Annotated in this window: 8 protein-coding genes; 5 read left to right on the forward strand and 3 right to left on the reverse strand. The window is 60.9% G+C overall.

Features of this window, described 5'->3' with window-relative positions; translation table 11 throughout:
* From K8W16_RS10450 to K8W16_RS10460, 3 genes are all read right to left on the reverse strand, one after another.
* Nucleotides 1–903 (reverse strand): radical SAM protein (locus K8W16_RS10450; RefSeq protein WP_304123414.1); only part of this gene is annotated, 903 nt, incomplete at its 3' end.
* 3 nt (nt 904–906) lie between these two features.
* Nucleotides 907–2232: an NlpC/P60 family N-terminal domain-containing protein gene (locus tag K8W16_RS10455; RefSeq protein WP_304123417.1), complete on the reverse strand. Its 1326-nt coding sequence runs from the start codon at nt 2230–2232 to the stop codon at nt 907–909.
* 68 nt (nt 2233–2300) lie between these two features.
* Nucleotides 2301–4556 (reverse strand): ATP-dependent RecD-like DNA helicase, encoded by a 2256-nt coding sequence (locus K8W16_RS10460; protein WP_304123434.1) that lies wholly within the window; start codon nt 4554–4556, stop codon nt 2301–2303.
* 316 nt (nt 4557–4872) lie between these two features.
* Here K8W16_RS10460 and K8W16_RS10465 point away from each other — a divergent pair, with 316 nt between their 5' ends.
* The 5 genes from K8W16_RS10465 to K8W16_RS10485 all read left to right on the forward strand — a co-directional run bounded on the left by K8W16_RS10465 (nt 4873) and on the right by K8W16_RS10485 (nt 10533).
* Nucleotides 4873–6048, forward strand: a complete 1176-nt coding sequence (locus K8W16_RS10465; RefSeq protein WP_304123420.1) for an aminotransferase class I/II-fold pyridoxal phosphate-dependent enzyme — start codon at nt 4873–4875, stop codon at nt 6046–6048.
* A 102-nt stretch (nt 6049–6150) separates the two neighbouring features.
* Nucleotides 6151–7494, forward strand: coding sequence for a homoserine dehydrogenase (locus tag K8W16_RS10470; RefSeq protein ID WP_304123424.1), 1344 nt, complete (start codon nt 6151–6153; stop codon nt 7492–7494).
* Between the two features lie 179 nt (nt 7495–7673).
* On the forward strand, nt 7674–8042 hold the full coding sequence (locus tag K8W16_RS10475) for a VOC family protein (RefSeq protein ID WP_304123427.1): 369 nt from the start codon (nt 7674–7676) through the stop codon (nt 8040–8042).
* A 569-nt stretch (nt 8043–8611) separates the two neighbouring features.
* A complete protein-coding gene (locus tag K8W16_RS10480) occupies nt 8612–9406 on the forward strand; it encodes an acyl-CoA dehydratase activase (protein ID WP_304123430.1) in 795 nt (264 codons plus the stop codon).
* Nucleotides 9403–10533: a double-cubane-cluster-containing anaerobic reductase gene (locus K8W16_RS10485; RefSeq protein ID WP_304123431.1), complete on the forward strand. Its 1131-nt coding sequence runs from the start codon at nt 9403–9405 to the stop codon at nt 10531–10533. Before K8W16_RS10480 ends, K8W16_RS10485 begins: the two co-directional genes overlap by 4 nt.
* Nucleotides 10534–10886 lie beyond the last annotated feature (353 nt).

The raw sequence follows: 10886 nt of genomic DNA on the forward strand, positions 1-10886 counted from the left end.
CGCCCCCAGCCCCATGACGGGCCAGAAACGGCGCATGTTCCCCACGGCCTCGGCCACGCCTTCCGGGGAATAGGGAGAGCGGCCCATGCGCCCGAGTACGGCCATGCTCCCGCTCTGAAGCGAAAGATGCAGGTGAGGGCAGAGCATGCGGCATCCTTCCAGCGTCTCCAGACATTCCGCCCCCGTCACCTGTGCAGGTTCCAGGGAGCTCAGGCGAAAGCGTGCCCTGCCCTGCCACTTCGGAGAAAATTCCGCGTCCATGCGGCGCAGAAGCGACCAGAAGTTCTTCCCGTCCCCGCCGTCGGAGTGGAACTGGCGCAGGTTCACCCCGGAAATCATGATTTCCCGATATCCCGCCTCCAGGAGACGCCCTGTTTCCGCAAGAATCTCCTCCACGGGGCGGCTCCGCGCCGGCCCTCGCGTCAGCGGAATGATGCAGTAGGCGCAGCCCTGGGAGCAGCCGTCCTGCACCTTGACCACGGGCCTCGCCCGCCGGAAGGATCGGATGGAAAAAGGCGCAAAGCGGGGCCTTCCCTCTTCCGGCACGGAAAAATCCGTCATGGACAGGGGATGGCCGGAAAGAAGCACATATTTCTCCCTCTGCGGGATCACCGCAGCCACACCCGGCAGAGCAAAGTCCCCGGGATTGGAGGAAGCCGCGCAGCCTGCGGCGAATATGCGGGCGCGCGGGTTGACACGCCCGAGCCTGCGCGCCATCTGCCTCGCGTCGCTCACGGCCTCGGCCGTCACTGCACAGGAGTCGATGAGTATGACGTCGGCCTCGGCAGGTTCGTCGGTTTCCACGCCGCCCAGGCTCTGCCACCATTCGCGTATGGCCTGCGTTTCATACTGGTTCACCCGGCAACCGTAGGTGACGGCATAAAATCGAAATACTTCTTCCATGACTCACCCGCCGATCACGGTATAGCCGCGTATTCTTTTAACAAGCAGGCCTTCGGGGTCGATATCGGACCGCTCCGCTCCGGGCTTCAGGCCGGTAATCACCGCGCGGCCGAGGATGATGCGGCCCTCGCGGCCGTCCCTCAGCCTGCTCCTCACCCCCCACACGTCATGAAAAAAAACAGGCCCGCCCTGAAACTCGCCCACATACAGGCCTATGTGCCCGGGCAGCCACAACAGGGTACGGAACGGCTCGCCTCCGCGAAGGATCTCCTCCTCCTTTTCCTTTATGCCCATCCCCTCAACGCTGTGAAATTCCCCGGCCTTGGCCTGAGAGGCGGAATTGCGCGGCAGCCAGATGCCGAAGGGAGCGAAAAGGTCGCGCATCATAGCCGAACAGTCCCTGTTGCCGTACATGCCGCCCCAGCCGTAATTCTTCCCCATCATGCGGTCGCCTACGGCGGCTACGGCCTGCGCGGTAAGGGGCTGCGGCATGGGGAGCATGTCGCCCGGCGACAGGGGAGAGCGGACAATCACGGCCTGCCCGCGGGAGCTGCGCACGGGCACGAGCGCCGTACCCGCGCCTTCCATGGGCAGCACCGCGCCTATGTCCGCAAGCGCAAGGAAGGCTTCGCCGTTTCTCAGGGAGACCCCCTCCCTCACCACGGCGCCCAGGGGGGAATCCTGCCATGCCTCCTGAAACGCCCCGTCCACAAAGGCCACGCTGGAAGCGTCCACCCAGCCCCAGGCCATGGGGCCGCATACCAGAAGCCAGGCCCCGTCGAGGCTGGCATGGTACACCATGAGCGGCATGCCCACATGCAGGGAGCTCTGCTGAAAATCGTCGAAAGGCCAGCCCTGCCCCGCGCCCTCGATACGGGCGAAGCGGGGCTTCTCAGTGGGCGCGAGGCGAAGGTCGGCCGCGCGCGTGACTATGGCGGGCCTGCCCGTACCGGAAACGGCGTCGAGAGCGGCATTCTCACGCATTTCTTCCCAAGCAGCATCGGACCAGGGGCGCATGTTCTCGGCATAACCGCGTTTGCCCGAAGGCCGGTTCAACACAGCCTCAAACTCGTTCAGAGCGTTTCGGTCGGGCTTTCCGGCTTCCCACGGGGCAAAGAATCTCCGGCGGAACTTCTGCATATCCTTTTCCGCCGCCGCATGGGAACGAAGCAGCGCGTTCCCTCCGGCCTCACGGGCGAAGACGGCAAGATTCTGCGGGATCACGTCAAGATCCGCGACTTCCCCGGCCGCATTCTGCGCCTGGGGTACTTCCGGCTGCCGTGCGCAGCCCAGGGCAAATACGGCCCCGGCAAGCGCAAGACCCAACATAGCCCCGCGGGTGCAAAAGCGCGTCGCATGTCTTCTGCGTATCAAAAGGCGGACATTCTCCGTCATATTCATTCCCCATTGTTTTCCGCGCGGCGGGCGGAACCTCCCACTTCGGGGAGCATATCGGCATGCACCGCGCCTTCACTTCCGGCCAGCCTGCGGGCCAGCCATGTGTAACGCCTGCGGATGTGATTGTTCCTCACCGCCGTCGCCAGAGCGCGCCATTCGCCCACCAGCACCACCATTTTCCTGCCGCGCGTCACCGCCGTGTAGACGAGGTTGCGCTGAAGCAGCATGTAGTGCTGCATCATGAGCGGTATGACCACCACGGGATACTCGCCGCCCTGCGACTTGTGAATAGAAATGGCATAAGCGGGAACCAGCTCATCCATCTCTTCCCACAGGTAGTTCACGTTGCGCTCGTCAAAACGCACCGTCACTTCCCGCTCCTCGGCGTCAAGATAGATGATGGTGCCCATGTCGCCGTTGAATACATCCTTGTCGTAATTGTTGCGCACCTGCATGACCCTGTCATTCAGGCGGAACTGTCTCTCACCGCGCGCCAGAGAAATCGGCTGAGGGTTCACGGCATCCTGAAGCCGGCGGTTCAGGCTGTTCACCCCCACGCCCCCGCGCAGCATGGGGGAAAGCACCTGTATCTCCTCGGAACGAAAGCCGAACTTGCGGGGAATGCGGTCGCGCACCAAATCGACGATGAGGTCGGCGGCGGCCTCCGGATCGTCCTGCTTGAAGAAATAAAAATCCGTCTTCCGCCCGCCGCTCTGATGCAGCTCAGGCAGGCTACCCTTGTTGATGAGATGGGCGTTGCAGATGATATCGCTCTCCGCCGCCTGGCGGAACACTTCCAGAAGTTCCACCACGGGCACCACGCCGGAGGCTATGACGTCGCGCAGCACATTGCCCGGCCCCACGGAGGGAAGCTGATTCACGTCCCCCACCAGAATGAAGGTGGCCCCCACGGGCGCGGCCTTCACCAGATGGTACATGAGCATGGTATCCATCATGGAGGCTTCATCCACCACAAGGAGCCCGCAGGCCAGGGGATTGTTCTCGTTGCGGTTGAAGCCGTCTTCCGCCGGGCTGTATTCCAGAAGGCGGTGTATGGTTTTCGCTTCCATGCCGCTCGCTTCCGACATGCGCTTGGCCGCGCGCCCCGTGGGGGCGGCAAGCAGTATACGCGCCCGCGCATCCTGAAACACCTTGATAATGGCGTTTAAAATAGTGGTCTTACCCGTGCCCGGCCCGCCCGTGAGTACCATGACCTTGGAGGCGGCCGCCGTATACACGGCCTTCTTCTGCTCCTCGGCAAGCTGCATGGGCATGCTTTCAAGGATGCGCTTCACAAGCTTCTTCGGCTCCTGAAAGCGCACTGATTTCGGAGAATGAAGCAGGCGCTGCATGTAGAAGGCTATCTTGGACTCGTACATGTGGTTGCGGGAAAGGTAGACACCCTCATGATCGCCGAGATCCTCGATGACCACGCGCTCTTCCCGCTCCAAATCGTCTATCGCACCCTCCGCGAGCTCCGGAGATATGGAAAGTTTGCCGGAGGCTTCTTCCACCAGAAGATCGCGCGGATAGTAAATATGCCCGTCTTCGGTGAGGCGCATGAGCGTGTAAAGCACCCCGGCCTCGGCCCGCAGGGGGCTGTCTTCCTCAAAACCCAGTTTGCGGGCCAGCGCGTCCGCCGTGGTAAAGCCTATGCCGTGAATGTCCATGGCCAGGCGGTAGGGATTTTCGCGCACCACGGCAAGCGCCTGCGCACCGTACTGACGGTAAATGCGTACCGAAAGCCCGGCAGTCACGCCGTGGGGCTGAAGAAAAATCATAAGCTCGCGTATGCCCTGATGCTCGGCCCAGGATTCCTTCATGGCGGCAAGGCGCTTTTTTCCGAAGCGCGGCAACTCCAGCATGCGGTCCGGGTCGTGGTCCATCACCTCCAGCGTGCTTGCGCCGAAATGGGCCACTATGCGGTCGGCCCATTTGGGGCCTATGCCCTTGATGCATCCGGAAGCAAGAAAAAGCCGTATGCCCTCCTCCGTGGCCGGAAGTTCCTCCTCGCAGGAAACCATCTGTATCTGGCGGCCGAACCTGGGGTGGCTTATCCATCGGCCCCTGACGCGCAGCCTTACTCCGGGCTGGGGAGAAGACATGCTGCCCACCACGGCCACGGGGTCTTCCCTGCCTTCCACGCGCAGCCGGAACACCGTCCAGCCGTTTTCCTCATTGTGGAAAACTATGCGCTCCAGCGTACCGGAAAACTCCTCCGGCCTGTCGGGCCCCTCCTGGGCCAGCATATCCATTTGTTCCATGTTTCCGCCACGGGCCGCGCATTTCAATAAATAACAGAAAAGCCGGGCAGCCCTCTTGCCGGCCTCTTTACAACTCCCTTGCTGTCCTACTATAAACGGGGAATATCATCAAGGCAGGTCCGCCTTCCCGCGTCATGCCAGCGCGAAAGGGCATCGGCCAAGGCCCGCCTTTCCCGTATGCCGCGCACAAAGCCCGGCATGCCCGTAATCCTCAGCAGTCCGGCCTCGCCGAGGCAACCCGGAAGCGTCATGCCAGCGCCGAAAGGAAATGAGCGGCCCGGTCCGGTCTTTGTACTGTGAGGACAGTATGCCCGAATTTTCGAGGATAGACCGTCTGCCCCCCTATGCCTTCGCCGTGGTGGGCGAGATCAAGAAGCAGCTCCGCCAGCAGAATATCGACATTGTCGATTTGTCCATGGGCAACCCCGACCTGCCCACGCCGAAATTCATTGTGGACAAGCTCTGCGAAGCCGCGCGCAAGCCCGTGAACCACCGCTATTCCGTGTCGCGCGGTATTCCCAATCTGCGCAAGGCTATCTGCGACCTTTATGCACGCCGCTTCAACGTGCACCTCGACCCTGAAACCCAGGCTATCGCCACCATAGGTTCCAAGGAAGGCCTGGCCCATCTCTGCCTCGCCATGCTGAATCCCGGCGACGTGGTGTTTGCTCCCGACCCCACCTACCCCATCCATGTGTACGCCCCCGTCATCTGCGGGGCGGACGTGCGCCGTATCCCCGTAGCGGAAGACCGCGACTTTTTTGAAGATCTTCTCACCGCTACCAAGCAGACCTGGCCAAAACCCAAGCTTCTCATCATAAGCTATCCGCAGAACCCCACCACACAGGTGGTGGATCTTGCGTTCTTCGAGCGCATCGTGGAATTTGCCAAGGAACACAAGATGTGGGTCATCCACGACATGGCCTATGCGGACCTCTGCTTCGACGGCTATCAGGCCCCGAGCTTCCTTCAGGCCAAGGGGGCGGAAGACGTGGGCGTGGAATTCTATTCCATGACCAAGGGCTATTCCATGGCCGGCTGGCGCATGGGCTTCTGCCTCGGCAACCGCGACCTCGTCCACATTCTCACCCGCCTGAAGAGCTACCTCGACTACGGCATTTTCCAGCCCATCCAGATCGCGGCCACCGTGGGCCTCAACGCCCCGCGCGACGCGGTGGAAAAAATCTGCGACGAATACCGCAAGCGCCGCGACGTGCTCTGCGGAGGGCTGAACCGCATAGGCTGGCCCATCACGCCTCCCAAGGCCACCATGTTCGCCTGGGGCCGCATCCCCGAACCCTTCCGGGCCATGGGCTCCATGGAATTCTCCAAGCTTCTGCTGCAGAAGGGCCATGTGGCCGTGCAGCCCGGCATCGGCTTCGGACAGATGGGCGACGAATATGTCCGCTTCGCCCTTATTGAAAATCAGAAGCGCACCCGCCAGGCTCTGCAGGGCATCAAAAAAGTCCTGCAGGAGGGCTAGTCCTTTTTTCCCAGGAGGCGGACCCTCGCGGCCCGTCTCCCCCAAACAGGAGAAAGCGCGTCGCCTTCCCCGAAAACCTCTTTCCTCTCCTTTGGAGCTTGCATGTCTCAGAATCTCTGTATCGGCATAGCCGGCCTCGGTACCGTCGGCAGCGGCCTTGTGGAAATGCTGCAAAAGAATCACGACGAAATTCTGCGCAGGACCGGCCGCGAAATTACCATAAAAGCCGTAGCCGTGCACAATATCGCCAAAAAACGCGATCTGCCGGAGGGCGTCCTGCTTACGGACAACGCCCTTTCCCTTGCCGACGACCCCGATATCCAGGTGGTGGTGGAGCTTATGGGCGGCACTACCGTGGCCCGGGAACTGATTCTGCGCTCCATGGAGAACGGCAAGTCCGTAGTCACCGCCAACAAGGCGCTGCTTGCGGAATACGGGCGTGAAATTTTTGCCCTGGCGGCGGAAAAGAACGTGGCGTTGGGTTATGAGGCGAGTTCCGCCGGAGCCATACCTGTGATCCAGACGCTGCGCGACAGCCTGGCAGGGAACCACATCACCTCCGTCATGGGCATTTTGAACGGCACGTCCAATTACATTCTTTCGGAAATGAACAGCCACGGCTTCGACTTTCCCACGGCGCTCAAGGAGGCGCAGGACCTGGGCCTTGCCGAAGCCGACCCCTCGCTGGATATCGACGGTCAGGATGCGGCCCACAAGCTCGTGCTGCTCATACGCCTCGCCTGGGGCGTGCATTACGATTTTTCCAAACTTGCCGTTGCAGGCATACGCGGGCTCAACCCGCTGGATATCCAGTTTGCCCGCGAATTCGGCTACCGCATCAAGCTCATCGGCCAGGCACGCGATGAAAACGGCAAAATAGAGGCCGGCGTCTTCCCCGCCCTCGTGCATCATTCCATGTTGCTGGCCCGCGTGAACGGCGCCTACAACGCCGTGCGCATCGAAGGCAACGCCGTAGGTTCCCTGTTCCTGCACGGCCTCGGCGCGGGCAGCCGCCCCACTGCCAGCGCCGTCCTCGGCGACCTGCTCGCCCTTGCCCGCCGCGACAGCGTCAACAGCGCCGAAGCCAACACCGGCTTCATCAACACCCTGCCCGACGCTAAGATTCTTCCTTCCGATGAGGCCATCAGCCCCTGGTACGTCCGCGCCACGGTACGCGATACCTACGGCGTTCTGCGCGACATTGCCACCGTGTTCGCCGAAGAGGGGATCAGCTTCGCCCAGATCATCCAGAAGGCGGCCACGCGGGACGACTGCGTCTCCCTCACTGGAGAAGACTGCGTCTCCCTCGTGCTCATGACCCATGAAACCACAGGGAACGCCATCAAAGCAGCTACTCACAGGCTGCATGAAAACGGCACCCTGCTCATCCCCGCCACATGTTTCCGCATCCTTGCCTCCAGCGGCAATGAGGCGGAAGGCGCCTGAATCGGCCCCGGGCCGTCGGAAAACTTTCCACACGGCCTGCAGACGAGCTTGTCCTGCGCGCCGGGGATTTTCTCCCCTTTGCAAGGCAGCCACAAAAAAAACGCCACGCGGAAAAGGCCGGAACTCACCTCCGGCCTGCAATAATGCTTCACCGAAATATCCACAAGTGAGGGAACACTATGACTACGTTCGACCATGTCCACATCTGCTGCACTGACCTGAACGCCATGATCGAGTTCTGGAAAAGTGCCTTCGGAGCAGAATTTGTGCGTCTGCGCAAGTTCGGCACGGCCGACGGCGCCGTGCTCACCCTTGCGGGCACGCAGATCTTCCTGAAAGAAATCCCCGAAGGCTCTCCCATGCCCGATGCTTCCGCCTGCGGCGTCAACCACCTCGGCGTGCGCGTGGACGACCCCAACGCCATGGCCGAAACCCTTGTGGGGAAATTCGGCGGCCGCCTGCTCAACAAGGCCAGCGACGACTACTCCTTCGTCTCCGTCCCCGGAGGCCTCACCTTCGAGCTTATGCGCACAGGAGCCGATATCTAGGTTCTTCCCTCCGCATCCTCGTGCCCGCTTCAGAGTCATAACTCTCTGGAGCGGGCTTTTTCTGCTTCCCCAGGGAAGTCCGGCTGCATCCCGGCCGAGTCCACACAGCCCCGTGTTCTGCCCCTTTTCCTGCCGCACAACTCCGCCCCCCGGATCCGCCGGATATCAACCTCCTCCTTCTTTGGAGGGAACATTACCCCCGCTGTCATGGAAGGTATTTTTCATTTGCCAAAAAGGACTGCGGATTTTATATTCAACACTGTTTCATTCTCATCCCCTCCCTCGTCTCCCTTTTGAGGATACCATGCCCGCATCTTTCCGCCCCTTCTTCATGTCCCTTCAGGATCGCGCCATCCGCTTCACCTGAAGTCACACATGGCCGGAGCGGGCGCTTCAGGGAGCCTGAGGACGGCTCTTCGCTGATCCTCGTTTCCTCTCCTCCACCCGCTCCGCAGCCCTCGGCAGGTCTTGCCGGGAAAACGGTTTTGCCGCCGTCTCCGGGAAGTCCACGTCCATGCCCCTTTTCCGGGGCCGCACCAGTACGGGCCCCATCGCCCAGAGGAAACACCATGTTCACAGTCGGAGTGGATATCGGCTCCGTTGCCGCAAAAGCCGTTGTTTACGATACTGCAAGCCGGACGGTTGCCGGCATGGCCCTTCAGCCCACGGGCTGGAATCCGAAGGCTGCGGGAGAAGAAGTACTCCAGAAAGCCTGTGCCGCAGCAGGGATCAGAGAACCGGACTATATCGTAGCCACGGGCTACGGCCGCGTATCCCTGCCTTTCGCCCACAAGTCGACCACGGAAATCACCTGCCATGCTGCGGGAGCCGTACGTCTCTTTCCCCATACCCGTGTGGTGCTCGACATAGGAGGACAGGACAGCAAAGTCATCCGTACAGATGCCGACGGTTCCGTACAGGATTTTCTCATGAACGACAAATGCGCCGCAGGCACGGGGCGCTTTCTGCAGGTGCTTTCCGGTATCCTCAATCAGGATCTCGAAGGGCTCAACGCTCTGGCCATGCAGGGTACGCCCGCCCCTATTTCCAGTATGTGCGCCGTGTTCGCCGAAACGGAAATCGTCGGCCTGCTGGCCAGAGGGACTCCGCCGGCCGATATCGCCGCTGGCGTCCTTGTTTCCATTGCACGCCGGATGCGCGCCCTTGCATCCCGCATCCCCATGGCAGGGGAATGTACCTTTACCGGGGGACTCGCCGTCAGCGCCGCGTTCGGCAATATCCTCTCCCGGGAACTCGGAGTCCCCATCAACATTCCCGACCATCCGCAGCACACCGGAGCTTTCGGCGCCGCCATTCTGGCCGAAACCTGGCTCAACAGAGCCCGGAAAAGGAGTGAAGTATGAATTATGCCAGTCTCGACCGTTTCTATGAAGTGACCGACAAAAACGTCCTTGCCCTTCAGGAAGCCAAAGCGGCGGGAAAAAAAGTCGTAGGCCAGTACTGCATCTATTCCCCCCTCGAAATTCCCCTGGCCGCCGGAGCCGTGCCCGTCTCCCTATGCGGTACCAAAAACGACTCCATACCGCCTGCCGAGGCCGTGCTGCCCCGAAGCCTCTGCCCCCTCATCAAGAGCAGCTTCGGCTTTGCCCTTCAAGACAGCTGCCCCTATCTTGCCGCTTCCGATATCGTCGTGGCCGACACTACCTGCGACGGAAAGAAGAAAATGTATGAGCTGCTCGGCAAGTATAAGCCCGTCATGCTGCTTCAGCTCCCCCATGTACAGGATGGTGACGCGCTCTCCTACTGGCGCGGCCAGTATGGCAAGCTCCAGGAACGCCTGGAAAAAGATCTCGGCACGACCATCACTCCCTTGAAGCTGAAGGAAGCCATGCGCCTCTGCAACCGCCTCCGCCTCGCGTTGAAGGAGGTGCTCGACCTTGCCAGGCTCGACCCTTCTCCCCTTAACGGCATGCAGATGCTGAACATCTGCTTCCGCGCATCCTTCATGCCCGATTACGAACAGGCCATTGCCATGCTTCAGGATATTGCCGCCGAAGTGAAGGCCTCCTGTATCAAAGCCCCCAGAGACGAAGCGCGCATCATTGTGACCGGAGTTCCGGCGGGCATGGGATCGCACAAAGTCATACAGCTCCTGGAAGACTGCGGCGCCTGCGTGGTATGCCTCGACAACTGCAGCGGCTATAAAAAAGTGCGCCTTATGATCGACGAAGAAGCCGACCCGCTCACGGCTCTGGCAAAACGCTATCTGGATACGCCCTGCGCCGTCATGTCACCCAACCCCAACCGCTATGCCGTACTGGAGCAGCTGGTGGAGAACTTCAAGGCCCATGCCGTCGTCGATCTGACCTGGCAGGGCTGTCAGACCTACGACGTGGAATCCTTCTCTCTCAAAAAATTCATCCGTGAAGAACTGGATATTCCCTTCCTGCAAATCGTAACCGATTACTCCCCCGCCGATACCGAACAACTCAAGGTGCGCGTGGAAGCCTTCCTGGAAATGATACGCTGACCTGTGCGGAAAAAGCGCTCCTGCAACGGGCAGCGCTCACCGCCCCTCTCCTCTAGATATCAGCAGCTCCCGCCCCGCAGTCAGGATGGGCGGCACCACAGGAAAACGCCCGTCCTGTTGCGATCCCTCCCGCTCCAAACTTTTACTGCGGGAACCCCGTATCGAAAGCCGTCCATACCGAAAAGCTTCCCCACAAGCCCGTGCATCGCACGATCTTTCCCTGTATCACAGAAGAAGCTCCGCCTTGCGGTTCCTGCCCGCATCCCTCCGCACAGCGTTTTCCCGTCTCGACAACGGCGCCTTATACGAAACGCATTGTCCCATCTTACCGGATATTAAGGCAGCATCTTTTT

The organism is Mailhella massiliensis (assembly GCF_020741395.1).
In the GTDB taxonomy this organism is placed as follows: Bacteria; Desulfobacterota; Desulfovibrionia; order Desulfovibrionales; family Desulfovibrionaceae; genus Mailhella; species Mailhella massiliensis_A.

Bases quoted from the DNA above. Each gene is read 5' to 3' on its own strand.
- K8W16_RS10455 (WP_304123417.1), bottom strand. From the start codon at position 2,232: ATGTTGGGTCTTGCGCTTGCCGGGGCCGTATTTGCCCTGGGCTGCGCA.
- K8W16_RS10460 (WP_304123434.1), bottom strand. From the start codon at position 4,556: ATGGATATGCTGGCCCAGGAGGGGCCCGACAGGCCGGAGGAGTTTTCC.
- K8W16_RS10465 (WP_304123420.1), top strand. From the start codon at position 4,873: ATGCCCGAATTTTCGAGGATAGACCGTCTGCCCCCCTATGCCTTCGCC.
- K8W16_RS10470 (WP_304123424.1), top strand. From the start codon at position 6,151: ATGTCTCAGAATCTCTGTATCGGCATAGCCGGCCTCGGTACCGTCGGC.
- K8W16_RS10475 (WP_304123427.1), top strand. From the start codon at position 7,674: ATGACTACGTTCGACCATGTCCACATCTGCTGCACTGACCTGAACGCC.
- K8W16_RS10480 (WP_304123430.1), top strand. From the start codon at position 8,612: ATGTTCACAGTCGGAGTGGATATCGGCTCCGTTGCCGCAAAAGCCGTT.
- K8W16_RS10485 (WP_304123431.1), top strand. From the start codon at position 9,403: ATGAATTATGCCAGTCTCGACCGTTTCTATGAAGTGACCGACAAAAAC.